22 protein-coding genes and 2 tRNA genes are annotated in these 20,527 nt (G+C 64.6%); 12 read left to right on the top strand and 12 right to left on the bottom strand.

Going from position 1 to position 20,527, the window contains the following annotated elements; genetic code table 11:
* The 3 genes from PRtIB026_RS13170 to PRtIB026_RS13160 form a co-directional block, all read right to left on the bottom strand.
* Positions 1-993: an ABC transporter permease gene (locus PRtIB026_RS13170; protein WP_203647251.1), complete on the bottom strand. Its 993-nt coding sequence runs from the start codon at positions 991-993 to the stop codon at positions 1-3.
* Entirely contained in the window at positions 990-2,543 is a 1,554-nt protein-coding gene (locus PRtIB026_RS13165; protein WP_203647252.1) for a sugar ABC transporter ATP-binding protein, read from the bottom strand. Before PRtIB026_RS13165 ends, PRtIB026_RS13170 begins: the two co-directional genes overlap by 4 nt.
* Before the next feature lie 131 nt (positions 2,544-2,674).
* The gene (locus PRtIB026_RS13160; protein WP_203647253.1) at positions 2,675-3,619 is read right to left on the bottom strand and encodes a sugar ABC transporter substrate-binding protein; all 945 of its coding nucleotides are present in this window, start codon (positions 3,617-3,619) and stop codon (positions 2,675-2,677) included.
* 341 nt (positions 3,620-3,960) lie between these two features.
* On the opposite strand from PRtIB026_RS13160, the gene PRtIB026_RS13155 reads away from it, so the two are divergent.
* The 3 genes from PRtIB026_RS13155 (at position 3,961) to PRtIB026_RS13145 (ending at position 6,219) form a co-directional block, all read left to right on the top strand.
* The gene (locus tag PRtIB026_RS13155; RefSeq protein ID WP_050705237.1) at positions 3,961-5,049 is read left to right on the top strand and encodes an asparaginase; all 1,089 of its coding nucleotides are present in this window, start codon (positions 3,961-3,963) and stop codon (positions 5,047-5,049) included.
* Positions 5,050-5,280: 231 nt separating this feature from the next.
* On the top strand, positions 5,281-5,523 hold the full coding sequence (locus tag PRtIB026_RS13150) for a DUF1654 domain-containing protein (RefSeq protein ID WP_050705218.1): 243 nt from the start codon (positions 5,281-5,283) through the stop codon (positions 5,521-5,523).
* Positions 5,524-5,529: 6 nt separating this feature from the next.
* Positions 5,530-6,219, top strand: a complete 690-nt coding sequence (locus tag PRtIB026_RS13145) for an endonuclease (protein ID WP_186716446.1) — start codon at positions 5,530-5,532, stop codon at positions 6,217-6,219.
* A gap of 6 nt (positions 6,220-6,225) precedes the next feature.
* Here the strand turns inward: PRtIB026_RS13145 and PRtIB026_RS13140 are convergent, their stop codons facing one another.
* Together PRtIB026_RS13140 and PRtIB026_RS13135 are read right to left on the bottom strand one after the other, a co-directional pair.
* Positions 6,226-6,651 carry a bifunctional (p)ppGpp synthetase/guanosine-3',5'-bis(diphosphate) 3'-pyrophosphohydrolase gene (locus PRtIB026_RS13140; RefSeq protein ID WP_203647254.1) on the bottom strand — a complete coding sequence of 142 codons (426 nt, stop codon included), beginning with the start codon at positions 6,649-6,651 and terminating at the stop codon, positions 6,226-6,228.
* A gap of 136 nt (positions 6,652-6,787) precedes the next feature.
* Complete coding sequence (locus PRtIB026_RS13135; RefSeq protein WP_203647255.1) at positions 6,788-7,357, bottom strand: SPOR domain-containing protein; 570 nt, start codon at positions 7,355-7,357, stop codon at positions 6,788-6,790.
* Between the two features lie 128 nt (positions 7,358-7,485).
* Between PRtIB026_RS13135 and PRtIB026_RS13130 the strand changes: the two genes are divergently transcribed.
* Complete coding sequence (locus PRtIB026_RS13130; RefSeq protein WP_267813884.1) at positions 7,486-9,573, top strand: hypothetical protein; 2,088 nt, start codon at positions 7,486-7,488, stop codon at positions 9,571-9,573.
* Positions 9,574-9,643: 70 nt separating this feature from the next.
* Here PRtIB026_RS13130 and PRtIB026_RS13125 read toward each other — a convergent pair.
* Both PRtIB026_RS13125 and PRtIB026_RS13120 read right to left on the bottom strand, forming a co-directional pair.
* Positions 9,644-9,720: transfer RNA gene (locus PRtIB026_RS13125), tRNA-Val, on the bottom strand.
* Between the two features lie 301 nt (positions 9,721-10,021).
* Positions 10,022-10,098 (bottom strand) — tRNA-Val (locus tag PRtIB026_RS13120).
* Between the two features lie 202 nt (positions 10,099-10,300).
* Between PRtIB026_RS13120 and PRtIB026_RS13115 the strand changes: the two genes are divergently transcribed.
* Complete coding sequence (locus tag PRtIB026_RS13115) at positions 10,301-11,584, top strand: NAD(P)/FAD-dependent oxidoreductase (RefSeq protein ID WP_203647257.1); 1,284 nt, start codon at positions 10,301-10,303, stop codon at positions 11,582-11,584.
* Positions 11,585-11,661: 77 nt separating this feature from the next.
* On the opposite strand, the gene PRtIB026_RS13110 is transcribed toward PRtIB026_RS13115, so the two are convergent.
* On the bottom strand, positions 11,662-12,405 hold the full coding sequence (locus tag PRtIB026_RS13110; protein ID WP_203647258.1) for a peptidase C39 family protein: 744 nt from the start codon (positions 12,403-12,405) through the stop codon (positions 11,662-11,664).
* 154 nt (positions 12,406-12,559) lie between these two features.
* Between PRtIB026_RS13110 and PRtIB026_RS13105 the strand changes: the two genes are divergently transcribed.
* On the top strand, positions 12,560-12,739 hold the full coding sequence (locus tag PRtIB026_RS13105; protein WP_203647259.1) for a hypothetical protein: 180 nt from the start codon (positions 12,560-12,562) through the stop codon (positions 12,737-12,739).
* A gap of 77 nt (positions 12,740-12,816) precedes the next feature.
* On the opposite strand, the gene PRtIB026_RS13100 is transcribed toward PRtIB026_RS13105, so the two are convergent.
* Together PRtIB026_RS13100 and PRtIB026_RS13095 are read right to left on the bottom strand one after the other, a co-directional pair.
* Complete coding sequence (locus PRtIB026_RS13100) at positions 12,817-13,572, bottom strand: TerC family protein (RefSeq protein WP_203647260.1); 756 nt, start codon at positions 13,570-13,572, stop codon at positions 12,817-12,819.
* 15 nt (positions 13,573-13,587) lie between these two features.
* Positions 13,588-13,827 carry a hypothetical protein gene (locus PRtIB026_RS13095; protein WP_203647261.1) on the bottom strand — a complete coding sequence of 80 codons (240 nt, stop codon included), beginning with the start codon at positions 13,825-13,827 and terminating at the stop codon, positions 13,588-13,590.
* Positions 13,828-13,959: 132 nt separating this feature from the next.
* On the opposite strand from PRtIB026_RS13095, the gene nhaR reads away from it, so the two are divergent.
* The 3 genes from nhaR to PRtIB026_RS13080 all read left to right on the top strand — a co-directional run bounded on the left by nhaR (position 13,960) and on the right by PRtIB026_RS13080 (position 16,985).
* Positions 13,960-14,853 carry a transcriptional activator NhaR gene (gene nhaR, locus PRtIB026_RS13090; protein WP_203647262.1) on the top strand — a complete coding sequence of 298 codons (894 nt, stop codon included), beginning with the start codon at positions 13,960-13,962 and terminating at the stop codon, positions 14,851-14,853.
* Between the two features lie 155 nt (positions 14,854-15,008).
* The gene (gene sstT / locus PRtIB026_RS13085) at positions 15,009-16,220 is read left to right on the top strand and encodes a serine/threonine transporter SstT (RefSeq protein WP_203647263.1); all 1,212 of its coding nucleotides are present in this window, start codon (positions 15,009-15,011) and stop codon (positions 16,218-16,220) included.
* A 123-nt stretch (positions 16,221-16,343) separates the two neighbouring features.
* On the top strand, positions 16,344-16,985 hold the full coding sequence (locus tag PRtIB026_RS13080) for a YceH family protein (protein WP_203647264.1): 642 nt from the start codon (positions 16,344-16,346) through the stop codon (positions 16,983-16,985).
* Between the two features lies 1 nt (position 16,986).
* On the opposite strand, the gene PRtIB026_RS13075 is transcribed toward PRtIB026_RS13080, so the two are convergent.
* The gene (locus PRtIB026_RS13075; RefSeq protein WP_110738951.1) at positions 16,987-17,178 is read right to left on the bottom strand and encodes a hypothetical protein; all 192 of its coding nucleotides are present in this window, start codon (positions 17,176-17,178) and stop codon (positions 16,987-16,989) included.
* 182 nt (positions 17,179-17,360) lie between these two features.
* Here PRtIB026_RS13075 and PRtIB026_RS13070 point away from each other — a divergent pair, with 182 nt between their 5' ends.
* From PRtIB026_RS13070 to PRtIB026_RS13060, 3 genes are all read left to right on the top strand, one after another.
* Positions 17,361-17,825, top strand: a complete 465-nt coding sequence (locus PRtIB026_RS13070; RefSeq protein WP_203647265.1) for a DUF1348 family protein — start codon at positions 17,361-17,363, stop codon at positions 17,823-17,825.
* 222 nt (positions 17,826-18,047) lie between these two features.
* Complete coding sequence (locus PRtIB026_RS13065) at positions 18,048-18,326, top strand: hypothetical protein (protein WP_198745276.1); 279 nt, start codon at positions 18,048-18,050, stop codon at positions 18,324-18,326.
* Positions 18,298-19,056, top strand: coding sequence for a zeta toxin family protein (locus PRtIB026_RS13060; RefSeq protein ID WP_203647266.1), 759 nt, complete (start codon positions 18,298-18,300; stop codon positions 19,054-19,056). Before PRtIB026_RS13065 ends, PRtIB026_RS13060 begins: the two co-directional genes overlap by 29 nt.
* Before the next feature lie 177 nt (positions 19,057-19,233).
* On the opposite strand, the gene PRtIB026_RS13055 is transcribed toward PRtIB026_RS13060, so the two are convergent.
* Entirely contained in the window at positions 19,234-20,295 is a 1,062-nt protein-coding gene (locus PRtIB026_RS13055; protein WP_203647267.1) for a sigma-54 interaction domain-containing protein, read from the bottom strand.
* Positions 20,296-20,527: the final 232 nt, after the last annotated feature.

Below are 20,527 nucleotides of genomic sequence, written 5' to 3'. Positions count from 1 at the left end.
TCAGTTCCGCCGGTTCGCGCGCCGGCTGCGGTAAGTGTCGAGTACCACGGCGATGACGATCACCGCCCCGGTGATGATGCGTTTGGTCGGCTCCGAAGCGCCGATCTGGGCCAGGCCTGCGGCCAGCACCGAGATGATCAGCACGCCGAAGAAGGTGCTGATGACCGAGCCGCGCCCGCCCATCAGGCTGGTGCCGCCGATCACCACAGCGGCGATCACCTGCAGCTCGAGGCCGGAGCCGGCGTTGGGGTCGGCGGCTTCCAGACGGGAGATCTGGAACAGCGCGGCGAGGCCGGCGAGCACGCCCATCAGGGCGAACACCAGGATCTTGTAAGGGCGCGGGTCGATGCCGGCCAGGCGCACGGCCTCTTCGTTGGTGCCGATGCCGATCAGGTAGCGGCCGAACACGGTGCGGGTCAGCACCAGCTGGGCGGCGACGATCACCAGCAAGGCGATGATGAACGCCGGCGAAATGCCGAAGGCGACGGGGTTGGAGAACCAGGCGAAGGCGTCGCCGATATAGGCGGTGCGCGAGTCGGTGAACTGGTAGGCCAGGCCACGGGCCATCTCCAGCACGCCCAGCGAGACGATGAACGAGGGGATGCGCCAGGCCACGGTGATGCTGCCGGTGACGGTGCCGGCCAGCGCCGCCACGGCCATGCCCAGCAGCGCGGCGGGCAGCACGCTCCAGCCCCAGCCAAGGATCGCCACACTGACCGTCGAGGCGGCCAGGGCCAGCACCGAGCCCACCGACAGGTCGATACCGCCGATGATCAGGATGAAGGTCATGCCCACCGCCAGCACCATCAGGTCGGGGATCTGGTTGGCCAGGGTGCTGAAGGTGGCGTAGGACAGGAAGTGGCTGCTCAGCATCGAGAACAGCACGATCATCGCCAGCAAGGCGCCGGCCAGGCCCAGGTAGGTACCCAGGCCAAAATAGGTGCCGCTGCGGCGCACGGGCGCGCTGCCCGAAATGTTTGTTGTGGTTTTCATGCGTCCATCCTGGGGGCTGCGTCGTGCAGCAGGGCATCACGTTTCTGGTAGCCGGCGAAGGCGGCGGCAAGCAGTTGGTCCTGGGTCCAATGATCGCGGTCGAAGGTGTCGATCAGGCGTCCGGCGCTGAGCACGGCGATGCGGTCGCAGATCAGCATCAGCTCGCGCAGGTCGCTGGACACCACGACGATGGCCTTGCCCTGACGCGCCTGCTCGGCGAGCAGGCCATAGATGTCGAACTTGGCGCCGACGTCGATGCCGCGGGTGGGCTCGTCGAACAGCAGCACCTGGCAGTCGCGCTCCAGCCAGCGGCCGATCACCACCTTCTGCTGGTTGCCGCCGGACAACTCGCCCACGGCCTGGGCGGGGCTGGCACTGCGGATGCGCATGGCGCCGATCTGGCGCTCGGCCAGTTCGCGCTCGGCGTCGCGGTCGAGCACGCCGGCGCGGGACACGGCGCCGAGGTTGCCCAGGGCAATGTTGGCGCTGATCGACTGGCTCAACAGCAGGCCTTCGCCCTTGCGGTCCTCGGTGATCAGGGCGATGCCGGCCTTGACCGCGGCCTTGGGCGAATCGATGTTCAGCGGCCGCGGCGGCTGGCCGAGGGCGACCTGGCCGCTGTCGGCGCGGTCGGCGCCGTAGATCAGGCGCAGCAGCTCGGTGCGCCCGGCGCCGATCAGGCCGGAGATACCGAAGATCTCCCCTGCCCTGACCTCGAACGACACCTCGCGCACCTTGTCGCCGCGGCTGAGCTTGTCGACCCTGAGCAGCGGCGCGCCGATGCTGCGCTGGCCGAGGTCGATATGCTCGCCCAGCTCGCGGCCGACCATCAGGTTGACCAGTTGCTCGCTGTTGTAGCGCTGGATCGGCTCGGCGCACACCAGCTTGCCGTCGCGCAGCACGGCGATGCGCTGGGCCACGCGCTGCAGTTCTTCGAGACGATGGGAAATATAGACGATGGCCACGCCGCGCTGGCGCAGGCGCTCGATCTGGGTGAACAGCAGCTCCACCTCGCGAGCGGTGAGCATGGCCGTGGGCTCGTCGAAGATCAGCACATGGCAGTCGCCGATCAGGTTGCGGGCGATTTCGACCATCTGCTGGTGGCCGATGCCGAGCTCACCCACGGGGGTGTCCGGGTCGATGGCGTCCAGGCCGACCTGGGCCATGGCCGCGCTGGCCAGCTGGCGCAGGCGCTTCTGGTTGACCCAGCCGAGGCGGCTGGGCAGGTTGTCGAGGAACAGGTTCTCGGCCACGGTCAGGGTAGGCAGCAGGTTGAGCTCCTGCATCACCATGCGCACGCCGAGGCGCTCGGCCTCGGCGCGGTTGCCGGGGCTGTAGGGCTGGCCGCGATAGACCATCTGCCCGGTGGTGGGGATCTCCAGGCCGCTGATCAGCTTGGACAGGGTCGACTTGCCCGCGCCGTTCTCGCCGGTCAGGGCCAGCACCTCGCCGCCGCGCAGCTCGAGGGTGACGTCGCCGAGCACGGGCTGGGCGTAGGTCTTGCCCAGGCCGCTGACGGCTAGCACGGTTTCATTGGCCGGTACTGACATGGCCATTCTCTCCTAGGTTGGCACAACACCCCTGTAGGAGCGGGCTTGCCCCGCGAAGCAGTCGACGCGGTGCATGGCACCGGCTACGCCGGTGATCGCGGGGCAAGCCCGCTCCTACAGGGATCGCAACATCACTGGGTAATCAGCTCGACCGGCGTCTGGATGACATTGTCGGCATCCACGCCCGGCTGCTCGCCCTTGAGCATCTTCAGCGCCGCCTGGATGCCGAACACCGCCTGCTGGCTGGCCGCCTGGTCGAGGGTCGCGAGCACGCGGCCATCCTTGAGCATCGGCTTGATGGCGTTGATGTTGTCGTAGCCGACCACCTGCACCTGGCCGGTCTTGCCGGCGGCGCGCACGGCCGAGACGGCGCCCAGGGCCATGCTGTCGTTGCCGGCCAGCAGCGCCTTCAGGTCGGGGTATTCGTTGAGCATCGAGGCGGCCACGGCGTTGCCCTTGTCGATCTCCCAGTTGCCCGATTGCACCGAGACGATCTTCATCTGCGCGGCTTGCATGGCGTCCTTGAAACCGGCGGTGCGCTGCTGTGCGTTGGTGGTGGTCGGCACGCCTTCGATGATGCCGACCTGGTCACCGGCCTTGAGCTTCTTGGCCAGGTAGTCACCGACCTCACGCGCGCCCTTGCGGTTGTCCGGGCCCACGAACGGCACGCTGATGTTCTTGCTCTTGAGCACGGCGGGGTCGAGGCGGTTGTCGATGTTGATCACGGTGATGCCGGCGTCCATGGCCTTCTTGATCACCGGCACCAGCGCCTTGGAGTCGGCCGGGGCGATGACCAGGGCCTTGGCGCCGGTGGCGATCATCTGCTCGACGATGCGGATCTGGTTGCCGGTGTCGGTCTCGTCCTTGATGCCGTTGGCCACCAGGGTGAAATCGTTGGGGTGGTCTTTCTGGTAGGCCTTGGCGCCGTCTTCCATGGTGCGGAAGAACTCATTGGCAAGGGACTTCATCACCAGGGCGACCTTGGGCGCTTCCTCGGCGTGGGCAGTGGACAGGGAGAAGACCAGCGAGGAGAAAACGGCGAGGGCCAGCGGACGGCCGGGGAACGGCAGTTTCATGGAAATGACTCCGAATCTTGTGGTTTTTATCGGATCGCAAACGTTTGCGGTAAGCAACTATGGAAACAGGCGTCGGTTTTGTCAAATCCATTGCGTAGGCAGCCACAGCTACGCGCGTCGGATTATCCGCAATTCATCCGAAAAACCGAACACCTTTCCTGCAAAAATTCGGTGATCCGAACACGCGCACCGTCTCTGACCCTCTGGTCGCGTCGAGTACCCCCAGTCAAAACAGGGGTTTCAAGATGAAATACGACGAACGGTAGTTGCTGGTACGATATCTGCCTTTACCCCAGTGCGACATAACGCACATCTCCTCCAGGAAGAGAGAAGCAGAAATGATGAAAACCGCTATCAAGACCTTCGCACCGAGCGCCCTGGCGCTGCTGCTGGTACTGCCGACCACCGTTTCCGCCAAGGAAGCCGCGCAACAACAGAAACTCGCCAACGTGGTGATCCTCGCCACCGGCGGCACCATCGCCGGCGCTGGCGCCAGCGCGGCCAACAGCGCCACCTACCAGGCGGCCAAGGTAGGCATCGACAAGCTGATCGCCGGCGTGCCAGAGCTGAAGGACCTGGCCAACGTGCGCGGCGAGCAGGTGATGCAGGTCGCCTCGGAAAGCATCGGCAACGACGACCTGCTCAAGCTGGGCAAGCGCGTCGCCGAACTGGCCGACAGCAAGGACGTCGATGGCATCGTCATCACCCACGGCACCGACACCCTGGAAGAGACCGCCTACTTCCTCAACCTGGTAGAGAAGACCGACAAGCCGATCATCGTGGTCGGCTCGATGCGTCCGGGCACCGCGATGTCCGCCGACGGCATGCTCAACCTGTACAACGCCGTGGCCGTGGCCAGCAGCAAGGACGCCCGCGGCAAGGGCGTGCTGGTGACCATGAACGACGAGATCCAGTCCGGTCGCGACGTGAGCAAGGCAGTCAACATCAAGACCGAAGCCTTCAAGAGCCAGTGGGGCCCGCTGGGCATGGTCGTGGAAGGCAAGTCGTACTTCTTCCGCCTGCCAGCCAAGCGCCACACGGTCAACTCCGAGTTCGACATCAAGACCATCAGCAAGCTGCCGGCCGTGGACATCGCCTACGGCTACGGCAACGTGACCGACACCGCCTACAAGGCGCTGGCCCAGGGTGGCGCCAAGGCGATCATCCACGCCGGCACCGGCAACGGTTCGGTGTCGTCGCGCGTAGTACCGGCGCTGCAGGAACTGCGCAAGGAAGGCGTGCAGATCATCCGTTCGTCCCACGTCAACCAGGGCGGCTTCGTGCTGCGCAACGCCGAACAGCCTGACGACAAGAACGACTGGGTCGTGGCCCACGACCTGAACCCGCAGAAGGCGCGGATCCTGGCCATGGTCGCGATGACCAAGACCCAGGACAGCAAGGAGCTGCAGCGGATCTTCTGGGAATACTGATCGGCGCTTGAAACTAGCCGGTGTGTTTTCTGCACCGGCCTCTTCGCGGGTAAACCCGCTCCCACAGGATTTGTGCTGGACCTGTGGGAGCGGGTTTACCCGCGAAAGGGCCAATATTCAAGGAACCAATCCCTCTACCACGGTCTTATACGGCTTTCATCCTACCTGCTGTTGCGAAACGGCTTACAGTGAAATACTGTATGCACATACAGCAAAACAAGGAACAGCCCCGTGGCCAAACCCGCCTCCGCGTCGCCAAGCCCTTATGAACTACTGGGTCAGCGCATCCAGAAGATCATCAACAGTCCCACCGCCCAGCGCAGCCGCGCCGCCCTGATCTTCCGCCTGGAGCACGAGTCGCCCGACGACTGGGCAACCCTGCTCGAGGAAATCGCCGAGAACGACAACGTCACCCTCGCCCACCGCGACGATGGCGGCGTGCAGATTTTCTGGACCGTGCCGAAGGAAGACTGACCGCGCATGAGAGTTTCGCTTTTCGCCGCCTGCCTGCTGCTGCTTACCCCCCTCGCCCACGCCGACGCCCCACGCACCTTCCAGGAGGCCAAGAAGGTCGCCTGGAAGCTGTACGCGCCGCAGTCCACGGAGTTTTATTGCGGCTGCAAGTACAAGGGCAACAAGGTCGACCTGGCCTCCTGCGGCTACGCGCCACGCAAGAACCTCAACCGCGCCTCGCGCATCGAATGGGAGCACATCGTCCCGGCCTGGCAGATCGGCCACCAGCGCCAGTGCTGGCAGGACGGCGGGCGCAAGAACTGCACGCGCCACGACAAGGTCTACCAGCGCGCCGAGGCCGACCTGCACAACCTGGTGCCGAGCATCGGCGAGGTCAACGGCGACCGCAGCAACTTCAGCTTCGGCTGGCTGCCCGAGCAGCATGGCCAGTACGGCAGCTGCCTGACCCAGGTCGACTTCAAGGCCAAGAAGGTCATGCCGCGCCCGTCGATCCGTGGGATGATCGCGCGCACCTACTTCTATATGAGCAAGCAGTACGACCTGAGGCTGTCCAGGCAGGACCGCCAGCTGTTCGAGGCCTGGAACAAGACCTACCCGCCGCAGGCCTGGGAGCTGCAGCGCAACCAGCAGGTGGCGTGCGTGATGGGGCGCGGCAATGAGTTCGTCGGGCCGGTCAACCTCAAGGCCTGCGGCTGAGGCCCCTCAGGCCAGCGTCTGCAGGTAGACGCTGGCCTGCTGGTAACGGCACAGCCGGGCCAGGTCCGCCGGGCCTGGGCAAGGGATGCGCGAGAGATCGCTGTTGTCGGCCAGGTCGGCCAGCTTGACCTGGCGCGCCAGGGGGTCGACGCCCAGGCGGATGACGAAGGCCTCGTAGCTCTCGCCTTCGCGACGGCTAAGCGCCAGCAGCGCGGCGAGGATCTTCAGCGGGAAACCTTCACGGGCGAGGTCGGACAGGGTCAGCGGGGTGTCTTCCAGCACGTCGTGCAGTACCGCGACGATGCGTTGCTCCGGGGTGATCACCCGTTCCATCACCCGCAACGGGTGAAGGATGTACGCCGCACCGCCTTTGTCGAACTGCCCTTCATGTGCCTTGATGGCCATCGCAATGGCCCGCTCCAGCGTCGCCATGAGGCGCTCCCCCATTCAACCCCCACAGTAGACAGCATAGCTGCTGCTGCACGGGCTGGCCGGGAAGCAACTCCGTCTGTTCTGACGCCATCGCGGGACAAGCCCGCTCCTACAGGGATTTATATGGCCGTCGCGATCAGCGCTTGACGCCGTGCTGGATGACGATCGAGTCGGTGCCCAGCTTGGCCATTACCTCGGCCTTGCGCGCATCAGCCTCGGCCTTGGCCGGGAACGGGCCCATCAGCACCACCGGCTTGCCATCGCGGTACTCGACCCAGGACGGAATGCCCTTCTCGATCAAACGGGCAGTCATGTCGGTCAGGGCGCCCATGTTCGGCCCCTGAATCACCTCGACGTCCCAGCCCTCCGGCGCCGGCTGGTCGGCCAGCGCCTCGGCGCGGCGCTGCAGGTCGGCACCGCCGCAGATCTCGCGGATGCGCAGGTTGTTGCCGGTTTCGTCGATGAGGATTTCGTACTGGCCGTCATGCTTGATCGCCACGTAGCTGCGATAGGCCTGGTACTGCCCGGCGTCGTCCTTGCCGCGCACCTGGCCGCAGATAGAGCCCTGAGTGTCGAAACGCACGTTGGCGAACTTGGCCGTCTTGGGGTTGTTCAGGTGCTCGGCCACCTGCTTGTGCACGCCTTCGACCTCGTTGTTACAACCCGCCAGGGCCAACACCGCCATTACCACCGCCAGTTTGCGCACGCCTGTACCTCCAGATTCGAAGGGGCGGATTCTAGCATGGCCGGGAACATCCCCTCATGGCACTTCTGTCGCAGGCTTTGTCTGTTGCCTGTGGCCCTCGACCTGGCCGAAGATGTCGCCGCGCCACAATGGACAGACAGCGACACAAGGACCTCAGGTTGGAACCTTCAAACGCCACAGCCACCCCTGCCAGCACGCCCGAACTGCCGCAAGAGTGGCCCACGCACCTGCAGCCCGAAGCCAGCATCAGCCCCGACACGCGCATCTACCCGCGTACGACCTTCGTGCTTGATTTCGCGATGCCGGCGGAATCCTTCGAACAGCTGTGCTGGTGGCTGCTGAGCAAGGAACAACCGCTTGGCGGCTGCCACCGTCTCGGGAAAAGCGGCACCCGGCAAGGCGGCATCGACCTGTTCGCCCATGACGAAGAAAGCCCCGACCGACTCAACGTCTTCGAATGCAAGGCCTGGAAGGACTTCACCAGCAGCGAGCTGACGGGCGCCATCGATGCCTTCCTGAATGGCCCCTGGCCTTCGCTCACGCGCTCGTTCACCCTGATCCTGGCGCAGCGCGAGATCGGCACGCTGGCCAGTCGCTGGATCAATGAGAAACAGCGCCTGAAAGCGGCAGGCATCGAAGGGCGGCTGTGGACCGCCCATGAGCTGACGCAGAAACTGCAGCATCACCCCGACGTGCTGTCGAAGTTCTTCCCAGGCGCGCATATCGAGACGTTCGGCAACCTGTGGATGGAACGCGTGGGGTTCTCAGAGCTGGTTGCCAAATCCATCTTCGACCCGCGCCCCTACGTGGCACGCAAAGCCAGGGCATTCGTCGAACGCCCCGGCAGGCTGAGCGACCACCTGGCCGCCGCCAGGCATGCGCCCGATAGCGCCTGCAGCCCCGATGCCTTCACCCGCATCGGCCATCACGGCCGCCACTGGTACTACCGCGGCCCCTGGTTTTCGCTGAGCGTGTTCCTGCCGGACCTGACCTCGTCCCGCGCCACCGCCGCCTTCGACTTCCACCAGCACGACCTGCGCGGCGTGACCATCACCGTCAGCCACGAATGGCTGCTCGAGCGCTTTCTGTTTGCCAGCGGCGCGCCACTGGACAGCCAGTCGCGCCCGTTCATCGTCGGGCTGATGCCAGGCGACAAGGACCGTTACCTGATCGACCTGCCCAACAGCCGCCTGATACTCGAAGAACCCGTGGTCCAGGCACTCGCCGATGTCGCCGACGCGCTCACGGTGGTGATGCGCGACACCTTGCAGGCACTGGAACGCAGCCTGTCCGCCAGCGGATTTGCGTTTATCGCCCACGGGGGCTCGCACCGGGTGAAGATCGGCTCGCTGCGCAAGCACGCCTGGCGCTACATCGCCCGCTTCTGCGAGGCGCACGACTACGCCGCAGGCACAAGCCCCTGGCACATGTTCGACGCCCACCCGAGCATGCTCAAGCCCTGCCACGCACAGGCAACCGACCGCCACGACAGCGGATACCACGCGCTGATCACCACCCATACGTCGACCGACGCGTTTTCCAGCGATTGGCTGGACCTGCTGTGGACGCCCCACGACCTCAGCGAACGCGAACCCTCGTCCAGAGGCTGGTGGCCCTGCCAGGACACCCTGGACTGGCTCGACCAGGAACTGCTGCCCGAGGTCAGGCGCTGGACCTGGGAGCGCGAATTCGGCTCACGCTGGCGCCGATTGCGCTACGCCAGGGAGGCTCGCAACTTCGCAGGCTATCTGGATTATCTGCTGACGATCGGGGATGTGCGCGAACGAGCACTGGTAGAACAAGGCAGCTGGCAGGCGGACCTGCCGCACGCCATCAACCGACTCGAGCGCTACTATGCAGGCCGCTCGGCAGGACACATCGACAAGGAAGATGTCGTCAACCTGTACCGCGCAGTCGCCATGATGGCAGGCCACAAGCGAGGGCTGCCCAGGTATCTTGCCCGGTCGCTGAGCCTGGAACCGACAGACGATCACGAAGCGCTGATGGCATCGATCCACCGCCACATCGAGACGTCACAAACCGTCGTCAACAATACAGTGGTCGAATATGCGCTGAAGGCCCTGGGCGCTCAGTTCGACGGCCCAGACTGCCCTTTGCAGCCCGATGAACGCCAGCAGATGCTGGACTGGTTGCTGCCGCTTGCCCATACGTGCGATGACGGTGCACTGGTGCGACGCCACAGCAGCAAGCGCTGAGGCCGCACCGGGGCGTCTTTTCCTGCGCAAAACAAAAAGGGCGATCCTTGCGGATCGCCCTCTTCTGATTTGGTAGGCACAATTGGACTCGAACCAACGACCCCCACCATGTCAAGGTGGTGCTCTAACCAACTGAGCTATGTGCCTGTCGTGTGGTGCGCATATTAGTGATCGAATGCGTACCTGTAAAGCGTTTTTTTCAAAAAAATCAAAAACTTTGCGAAACTGCTTAATGCCAGCCCTGTCAGGCGACGCAATCCCTGTAGGAGCGGCCTTGTGCCGCGAAAGGGCTGCGTAGCGGCCCCAGTATTTTTGCGTTAAAGCAGAAATTGCCGGGGCTGCTACGCAGCCCTTTCGCGGCACAAGGCCGCTCCTACAGGGGCCGTGCATGGCCGTAGAGCGCCAGAATGCAAAAAGGGCGATCCTTGCGGATCGCCCTCTTCTGATTTGGTAGGCACAATTGGACTCGAACCAACGACCCCCACCATGTCAAGGTGGTGCTCTAACCAACTGAGCTATGTGCCTGTCGTGTGGGGCGCATTCTACCCGATCCAGATACCCTGTCAACACTTTTTTTCACGCTAAGCTACTGAATCTTAAACTATTTATAGGAAGGCCAGGTTTCAGGGGGGCGTAAAGGATTTTCACCGGACGACTAGCGGGTGTTTATTATTATTGATAGCATCGGTACATTCGTTAAAAATATAAAACACGAGGTTCCTCGAGCATGGCTAACACCCCCTACCCCCAGTCCTACTACGCCGCCTCGGCCAACCCGGTGCCGCCACGTCCGGCGCTGCAGGGTGAGGTGGAAACCGATGTGTGCATCATCGGCGCCGGCTACACCGGCCTGTCCAGCGCCCTGTTCCTGCTGGAGAACGGCTTCAAGGTGAGCATCGTCGAGGCCGCCAAGGTCGGTTTCGGCGCTTCGGGCCGCAACGGCGGCCAGATCGTCAACAGCTACAGCCGCGACATCGACGTCATCGAACGCACCGTCGGCCCCAAGCAGGCGCAACTGCTGGGCCAGATGGCCTTCGAAGGCGGGCGTATCATCCGTGAGCGCGTGGCCAAGTACGACATCCAGTGCGACCTGAAGGACGGCGGCGTGTTCGCCGCGCTGACCAGCAAGCAGATGGGCCACCTGGAATCGCAAAAACGCCTGTGGGAGCGCTTCGGCCACAACCAGTTGGAACTGATGGACCAGAAGCGCATCCGTGAAGTGGTGGCTTGCGACAGCTATATCGGCGGCATGCTCGACATGAGCGGCGGCCACATCCACCCGCTGAACCTGGCCCTGGGCGAAGCCGCCGCGGTCGAGTCGCTGGGCGGCATCATTTATGAGCAAACCCCCGCCGTGCGCATCGAGCGTGGCGCCAACCCTGTCGTGCATACCCCGCAGGGCAAGGTCCGCGCCAAGTTCATCATCGTCGCCGGCAACGCCTACCTGGGCAACCTGGTACCGGAACTGGCGGCCAAGTCGATGCCGTGCGGCACCCAGGTGATCACCACCGAGCCGCTGGGCGACGAGCTGGCGCGCACCCTGCTGCCGCAGGACTACTGTGTCGAGGATTGCAACTACCTGCTCGACTACTACCGCCTGACCAGCGACAAGCGCCTGATCTTCGGCGGTGGTGTGGTGTACGGCGCGCGCGACCCGGCGAACATCGAGGCGATCATCCGTCCGAAGATGCTCAAGGCCTTCCCGCAGCTGAAGAACGTCAAGATCGACTACGCCTGGACCGGCAACTTCCTGCTGACCCTGTCGCGTCTGCCGCAGGTCGGTCGTATCGGCGACAACATCTATTACTCCCAGGGTTGCTCGGGTCACGGCGTGACCTACACCCACCTGGCGGGCAAGGTGCTGGCCGAGGCCCTGCGCGGCCAGGCCGAGCGCTTCGACGCGTTCGCCGGCCTGCCGCACTACCCGTTCCCGGGTGGGCAGATGCTGCGCGTGCCGTTCAGCGCCATTGGTGCCTGGTACTACAGCCTGCGCGATCGTCTGGGCTTCTAAGACAGTTCGGGGCCGCTTTGCGGCCCCGGCAAGTCCAAGTCGGACGCCAATTATCAACATATTGAAAGGGCTGGGTCTCAATTCCCGAGACTGGTGACCGCCTGTTTCGCCGCGATCTCCTGCCCCGCACGGGCCAGCTCGTCCGCCGCCTGCAACCAACGCTGGCGATCCACCTGGGCCGGCAGTTGCCGTGGCGACTGCAGCAGCACCGCCCAATTGCCCTCCTTGGCCCACGCCGACTCGAAATCATCGAAGGCCATCAACTGGCGCCGATGCATGCCCGAACGCAGCAGCACCCGCTGCTTGTAGCGGTCGTAGCCGATCAGCACCGCATAGCGCGGCTCGCTCCACCAGGCCGAACCTTCCTGATAACGCAGCAGCACCGGATAACCGGCGGCCACTTGCGCAAGCAGCGCGTCCAGGTGCTTGTCCAGCGGGTAGACCACCCGACCGTACTCGCGGGCTACCCGGGGAATGCCGGTGTCCAGCGATTCGGCGGCCTTGGGCAGGCCCAGCGCCTTGTCGAGCAGGCCCGGGGTGATCGGCGCGCCCTGTTGCGACAGCACCGCGGCCAGGGCCATCGAGCCGCTGTGGTTGGCGTTGCCGCGATAGAACGGCACGCTGCTGATCTCGACCCGCTGTGGCAGGCCCTTGAGCGCAGCCGGCGGCGTGCCGGCGCAGCCAGACAGGGTCGCCGCCACCAGGCAGGCGACCAGCAGGCGACGTGGGCCCAGGGCCCGAAACTTGGAGAGCTTTTGCAACGTGGACACTCGCTTGTTCCGCGGCCAGGCAGGCGGCGCCCGACCAAGAACCCCGATCATAGGATGCCGGCGTCCGCGGGTATAGCCCGGCGCGGTCTTGGAACGAAACGGCCCAAGGACTAGACCTTCGGTCAATGGAACGTCACAGCCGACAGGCTAGACTGAAGCTGTGTCTGGATGGCGAGCACGGCTCGCCAGAGAGAAGGAGGCACACATGAGCCTGACAATGGCAATTCTCGTGTTGGTCGGCATGTGGCTCAGCGTCGCGGCGGCCATGCTCTGGGGGGTGTTGCGCATCGTGCGCCGGCATTCCCACCCTCATCACCTGCCACCACAGGCCGTGGCCAAGGCCCCATCGGTGCGCCGTGCCAGGCGCCATGCCGGGGCGCATTGACAGCACTACAAACTTCGAGCCTTGAACGACAAGAGGGAGCCTAGGCTCCCTCTTGCTTATCACTTGCAGCTTGCGGCTCAGTTGCCCTCGGCCGCCTCACGCTTCAAGCGCGCCCGACGCGCCAGGATGTTGAGGATCTCGATCGCCGTCGAGAACGCCATGGCCGCGTACACATAACCCTTCGGTACATGGGCGCCAAAGCCTTCGGCGATCAGGGTCATGCCGATCATGATCAGGAAGCCCAGGGCCAGCATCACCACGGTCGGGTTGTCGTTGATGAACTTGGCCAGCGGGTCGGCGGCCACCAGCATCACGATCACGGCGCTGATCACGGCGATGATCATGATCGGCAGGTGCTCGGTCATGCCCACGGCGGTGATGATGCTGTCGATCGAGAAGACGATGTCCAGCAGCAGGATCTGGAAGATCGCCGCGGTGAAGCCGATGGTCACGGCGTTGCCGGCCTTGGACTCTTCCTTGGCGCCATGGGGGTCGACGCTTTCGTGGATCTCCTTGGTCGCCTTCCACAGCAGGAACAGGCCACCGGCGATGAGGATCATGTCCTTCCACGAGAACGTGTGGCCAAACACCTCGATCACCGGCTCGGTCAGCTGGACGATCCAGGCCACGGTGCTGAGCAGCGCCAGGCGCATGATCAGGGCCATGCTGATACCAATGCGGCGTGCCTTGGAACGGTAGGCCTCAGGCAGCTTGTTGGTGAGGATCGAGATGAAGATCAGGTTGTCGATGCCGAGCACGACCTCCATGGCCACCAGGGTGGCGAGGGCAACCCAGGCGGTGGGGCTTGCGGCGAGTTCCAGCAAATATTCCATTGGTCAGTCCTGCTCTCAGATGTCCTGGGTGTCTTTCTTGTCGTCTTCGGCCTTGGCCTTCTCGCCTTCGCTGCCGATGGCGTCGCTCAGGGCCTGCTGGGCGGCGTCGTTGGTCTTGTCGATGGCCTGCTTGGCGGTTTCGGCGGCCTGGTCGAGCATCTGCTGGGCGGATTTCTCGGCCTGGTCGCAACCGGACATGGCGAACAGGGCCAATACCAGCACCAACGGTGTACCAATGGATTTGAGTTGTAGCATGAGGTCCTCGCTTGTCGAATTCCGGGCGGCGCGTCGTGCGCCTGATGGGGAGGCATTCTAAAGAGGCTGAAACATCCGGAAAATTCGTTTTTTCGGCGTGTATACTTCGGTTTTCCCGAACTGAGACAGGCCATGCTCAACTACCGTCAGCTCCATTATTTCTGGGCCGTGGCCAAGACCGGCAGCATCGCCCGCGCCAGCGAGCAGCTGAACCTCACCCCGCAGACCATCAGTGGGCAGATCAGCCTGTTCGAGCAGACCTGGAACCTGGAGCTGTTCCAGCGCGTCGGGCGCCAGCTGGAGCTGACCGAGACCGGGCGCCAGGCGCTGGTCTACGCCGAGCAGATGTTCCAGATCGGCGGCGAGCTGGAAGCCATGCTGCGGGCCGGGCCGCAGGAGCAGATCCTGTTTCGCGTGGGGGTGGCCGACGTGGTGCCCAAGTCCATCGTCTACCGCCTGCTGGCGCCGACCATGGAGCTGGACGAGGTGCTGCGCATCAGCTGTCGCGAGGACAAGCTCGAACGGCTATTGGCGGACCTGGCGATCCAGCGCCTGGACCTGGTGATCTCCGACAGCCCCATGCCCAGCCACCTGGACATCAAGGGCTACAGCCAAAAGCTCGGCGAGTGCGGCCTGAGCTTCTTCGCCACGCCCGCGCTGGCCGAACGCCTCGCCCGGCCCTTCCCCGCCTGCCTGGACGACGCGCCGTTGCTGATCCCCGGCCAGGAGACCGTGGTGCGCAGCCGGCTGTTGCGCTGGTTGGCCGAGCAGCAGGTGCAGCCGCGCATCGTCGGCGAATTCGACGACAGCGCGCTGATGCAGGCCTTCGGCCAGTCGGGCAGCGGCATCTTCGTCGCCCCCAGCGTGATCGCCGAGGAAGTCTGCCGCCAGTACGGGGTGCGCCTGATCGGCCAGACCGAGGCGGTGAACGAGTCGTTCTACGCCATTTCGGTGGAGCGCAAGGTCAAGCACCCAGGGATCCTGGCGATCACCGAGGGCGCGCGGCGGGAGCTGTTCCACTGGTAACCCGACGGGTACACAGGGTGCGTGGGAGCGGGCTTGACCCGCGATTCAGGCGAAACCGCTTCGGCCAGTGATCGCGGGGCAAGCCCGCTCCCACGCTATGCCCCGCAGGTCTGTGATAAAGTCGCGCGCTTTCACGTAATCGGATTGCGCTGCACATGACCCCCATCCTCCGCCTCATCAACCGCACCGGCCTGGTGACGCAGATCTGCATCGGCCTGGTGGCCGGCATTCTCCTCGCCCTGCTCGCCCCCGCCGTGGCCCGTGACCTGGCGTTCCTCGGCAAGGTCTTCGTCAGCGCCCTGAAGGCCGTGGCGCCGGTGCTGGTGTTTATCCTGGTGATGGCCTCGATCGCCAACCACCGCCATGGCCAGGAAACCCACATCCGCCCGATCCTCTGGCTGTACCTGCTGGGCACCTTCGCCGCGGCGGTGGTGGCCGTGGCGGCGAGCATGCTGTTCCCGTCCAACCTGGCGCTGACCACCAGCGATGCCGCGCTGAGCGCCCCCGGCGGGATCGGCGAGGTGCTGCAGAACCTGCTGCTCAGCGCCGTGGACAACCCGGTCAACGCACTGCTCAACGCCAACTTCATCGGCGTGCTGACCTGGGCCATCGGCCTGGGCGTGGCCCTGCGTCATGCCAATGAAACCACCCGCACCGTGGTCGAGGACCTGTCCAACGGCGTCACCCTGATCGTGCGCGTGGTGATCCGCTTCGCCCCGCTGGGCATCTTCGGCCTGGTCAGCGCCACCCTGGCGCAATCGGGCCTGGACGCGCTGCTCGGCTACCTGCACCTGCTCGGTGTGCTGATCGGCTGCATGCTGTTCGTGGCGCTGGTGATGAACCCGCTGATCGTGTTCTGGAAGATTCGCCGCAACCCCTACCCGCTGACCCTGCTGTGCCTGCGCGAGAGCGGCATCACCGCGTTCTTCACCCGCAGCTCGGCGGCCAACATCCCGGTCAACCTGGCGCTGTCGGAAAAGCTCGGCCTGCATGAGGACACCTATTCGGTGTCGATCCCGCTGGGCGCGACCATCAACATGGCCGGCGCGGCGATCACCATCACCGTGCTGACCCTGGCCGCCGTGCACACCCTGGGCATCCCGGTGGACCTGCCGACCGCGGTGCTGCTCAGCGTGGTGGCGGCGGTCTGCGCCTGTGGCGCCTCGGGCGTGGCCGGTGGCTCGCTGCTGCTGATCCCGCTGGCCTGCAGCCTGTTCGGCATCCCCAGCGAGATTGCCATGCAGGTGGTGGCGGTCGGCTTCATCATCGGCGTGCTGCAGGATTCGGCGGAAACCGCGCTGAACTCCTCCACTGACGTGCTGTTCACCGCGGCGGCGTGCCAGGCCATGGAACGACGCAGCGCCTGAAGCCCTCGTTGCCGGTCAAGCCGCTTCCATTGGAAGCGGGCTTGACCGGCAATGCCCCGGTGATTGCTTAAGCCTGGCGCTTTACCTAGGCTAGTGGCCTTTTCCTCGCAATGAGACAGGGCCATGTCAGAACACGAAACCACCGGCGAAGGCCATTTCAGCAGCATCGAGATCCGCGTGCTCGGTTCGCTGATCGAGAAGCAGGCCACCAGCCCGGAAACCTACCCCCTGACCCTCAATGCCCTGGTCCTGGCCTGCAACCAGAAGACCAGCCGCGAACCCGTCATGAACCTCTCCCCCGGCCAGGTCGGCCAGGCCCTGCGCGCCCTGGAGAACCAGGAAATGGCACGCCTGCAGATGGGCAGCCGCGCCGACCGCTGGGAGCAGCGGGTCGACAAGGCCCTGGAGCTGGTACCGGCGCAGCTGGTGCTGATGGGGCTGATGTTCCTGCGCGGCCCGCAGACCCTCAGTGAGCTGCTGACCCGCAGCAACCGCCTGCACGAGTTCGATGACACCGAACAGATCCAGCACCAGCTGGAGCGCCTGATTTCACGCGGTCTGGCCCTGCACCTGCCACGCCAGGCCGGCCAGCGCGAAGACCGTTACACCCACGCCCTGGGCGACCCGGCCGAGATCGAGGCGATTCTCGCCGCCCGCCAGCAGGACGGCGGCACCCGCTCCGCCAGCGCGGCGGACGAGCGCATCGAGGCGCTGGAAGCCCGAGTGACGGCGCTGGAGGCGCGCCTGGCCCAGCTCGAAGGTTGATTCAGGGCTTTTCGGCGTCGGGGAAATTGCGGCAACTCTTGCGTTCGGCCAGCTCCCGCTCACTGGGGCGCTGGTCGACGAACACGGTGCGGCCGTCGGCGTAGATTTCCAGGTAGCCCCAGTGCAGGTCCTGCTCGGTCTGCCCGGGCTTGGGCGGGACGAGCCACCAGGGTTCGCGGCTGATCAGGTTCATGAGTGGGCTCCAGTGGGGCTGGCGGTAACTTGTGCGGTAACTATAGACAGCCAGGCCTGGCACTCCCGCGCGGATTGTTCCTCCGAGGACAATTATGAAGTGCCCGGCGCACCGATTCTCCCTGCCCGGCGACGGGTCTAATCTCGGTCCTGCAAACCCACTTCCCGCAAGGATCGACCACGATGTCCCGCCCACCACTGCCCCCCTTTACCCGTGAAACCGCCATCGAGAAGGTGCGCCTGGCCGAAGACGGCTGGAACAGCCGCGACGCCGCCAAGGTGGCCCTGGCCTATACCCTCGACACCCACTGGCGCAACCGCGCCGAGTTCTGCAGCAGCCGCGAAGAGGCCCAGGCCTTCCTCACCCGCAAGTGGAACCGCGAACTGGAGTACCGCCTGATCAAGGAGCTCTGGGCCTTCACCGACAACCGCATCGCCGTGCGCTACGCCTATGAGTACCGCGACGACAGCGGCCAGTGGTACCGCGCCTACGGCAACGAGAACTGGGAGTTCGCCGAGGACGGCCTGATGCGCAACCGCCACGCCAGCATCAACGAGCAGCCCATCAGCGAGGCCGAGCGCAAGTTCCACTGGCCGCTGGGACGCCGCCCGGACGATCATCCTGGGCTGAGCGACTTCGGTTTCTGAGGAGCGACGCCGGATCTGCGGGGCCGCTCGACGGCCCCGTTTCAGCTTTAGGAAACGGACTACGTGAGCCTGGGAAACCGTGAGCGCAGCGTTGTGCCAGACTGCAGGTCGACTCCACTCCAGGACAGCCCGATGACCCTCCTTGATGCCTTTTTACAATGTCGGCGCTATGATGCTTCCCATGTGCGCAAGCGGTTTCGCGTTGCGCGGAGGTGTCCAGCGATGGCAGCAAAAGCAAAGAAAGTCTCCGAACGAGACCTCGATGCCCTTGAGCAACAAATCCCCCTGCACGCCAGCGAGGCCACGCATTCGGCCTACCTGCGTGCCCTGCAGGCCAGCCAGCGCGGCGTCCTGTGTGTCGATGAAGGCGAACTGGTGCGCGTCGAGGCCGATGGCGCCCGAACCGTGCTGGGCAAGGCCAGCCCCCGGCGCAAGGTGCGGGTCGGCGAGGTAATCAGCGTGCGCAGGGTCGATGACGAGACGGCCGGCGGGCGTGCCTAGACTGCGGGTTTTCGCGGGGCCCAACGGCTCGGGCAAGAGCACCATCAAGGCCAGCCTGCCTGCGGCGCTGACACGCCTTTTCGTCAATGCCGACGAACTCGAACACGAGGCGAAAGACACCGGCTTCATCGACCTCGCCCCGTTCGGCATTCAGGCCACCCAGGCCGAATTACACGCCTTCCATCTCAAGCATCATCTGATCGCATCCCGGCAGCTGGTTGCGCAGGCGCGGCTGCTGCAACTGCTCAATAACCGGATCGACTACCGCGCGGTGCCGGTGGACTCGTACTTCGCCTCGGTGATCGCCGATTTCATTCGCCAGCACCTGCTGGAGGCAAAGCAGAGCTTCACCTTCGAAAGTGTCATGTCGCACCCGAGCAAGATCGAATTCATGCGCCTGGCCCAGGCCCAGGGCTATCGCACCTACCTCTACTTCGTCTCGACCGAGAACCCGCAGATCAATATCGAGCGGGTCGCCATTCGCGTGCGCGCCGGCGGGCATCCGGTCAGGGACGACCTGGTACGCAGCCGCTACGAACGTTCCCTCGACCTGCTGCCCGAGGCCATCGCCGCCAGCCATCGCGCCTACGTGTTCGACAACTCCGGCCAGAGCGCGGTTTGGCTGGCAGAAATCACCGATGGCGTGCAGCTGGAATACCGTAACGAAGAAATTCCCGACTGGTTCTTCGAATCCTATGTGGATGAAGTCGAGCGGCCGGCAGAGGTGTAACGATATCCCAAGCCATCCACGACTACTGTAGGAGCGGCCTTGTGCCGCGAAAGGGGTGCGAAGCGCCCCCAGAACTTGTGCCTCAAGCTGATATCGCCGGGGCCGCTACGCGCCCCTTTCGCGGCACAAGGCCGCTCCTACAGGGAAACGCGCATGGGCTGTCATTCGCCACCACACTCAGCGCCCTCCGAGTTCCCCGATCTTCTCCAACCGTGCCCGCACGATATTGCGGCTGATGTTCAGCAACCGCCCGGTCTGCAACTGGTTGCCATGGCAATAACGGTACGCCGCGCGGAACACGGTCTCCTCGATGTGTTCGTACAGGTCCGGAATATTCTGCTCGAACAATGCCAGCAAGGCGCTTTCCAGGCTCACCGGCGCCACCGCGCCCGGCGCTGGCAACCCGGTCACCTCCGGCTGCCCCAGCGCCTGTGGGCGCATGTCCACCAGGTGCAGGTCCCCCGGCGCCACCTGCTGCTGGCGGCACACCAGCAGCGCATGGTGAATGGCGTTCTCCAGTTCGCGGATGTTGCCCGGCCAGCTATGCGCCAGCAGCTTGCGCTCGGCCTCGATGCTCAGGCTGGCGCGCTCGTAACCCAGGCGCCGGCAATGCTCCTCGATGAAGAACTCGGCCAGCGGCAGGATATCCCCGGGCCGTTCGCGCAGCGGCGGCAGACGGATGGTCGCCACGTGCAGGCGGTAGAACAGGTCTTCACGAAAGTGCCCGGCCACCACGGCGTCGGCCAGGTTGACGTTGGTCGCCGCCACCAGGCGCACGTTGATCGGCACCGGGGTGCGCGAGCCGAGGCGCACCACTTCACGCTCCTGCAGCACGCGCAGCAGCTTCACCTGCATGTTCAGCGGCAGGTCGCCGATCTCGTCGAGAAACAGCGTCCCGCCGTTGGCGGCCTCGAACCAGCCGGCCTTGTTCGAGGTGGCGCCGGTGAAGGCACCCTTCTCGTGGCCGAACAGCTCGCTCTCTACCAGGGTCTCGGCGAAAGCGCCGCAGTTCACCGCGACGAAAGGCTCACTATGACGGCGACTGAGCTTGTGGATATGGCGGGCCACCAGCTCCTTGCCGGTGCCGGTCTCGCCAATGATGAGGGTGTTGGCTTCGCTGGGGGCCAGGCGCTCGATGCGGCTGAGCAGCTCCTGGGAGCGCGGGTCCTTGAACACGAGCACGGTGGCGCGCACGGATTTGGTCAGCTCGCGGGCATTGGGATGGGTAATCAGCGACATGGGGGCATTCCTGGCAGTGTGTGCGCGCCCTCATAGTGCATGAAACAAGTTAGACCGAAAAATTATTAATAAATATTTATATATTCGATTAGTGAATATATAGAAAACCAATCGTTGCAGTGCTGCTGGAGCAGCAACCGGTCAGCAACGGCCTGCCTGCCGATCAGCACCCCGGACCGCGCGCCAATGCCTTCGCTGTAGCGCGTAGCCCTTGTCGCACAAGGGCTGCAGC

Origin of the sequence: Pseudomonas sp. RtIB026, from assembly GCF_016861355.2 — a bacterium.
GTDB lineage: Bacteria > Pseudomonadota > Gammaproteobacteria > Pseudomonadales > Pseudomonadaceae > Aquipseudomonas > Aquipseudomonas peradeniyensis.
Note: the sequence above shows the minus strand (reverse complement) of the source record. Positions and strands in the feature narration are given on the sequence as shown.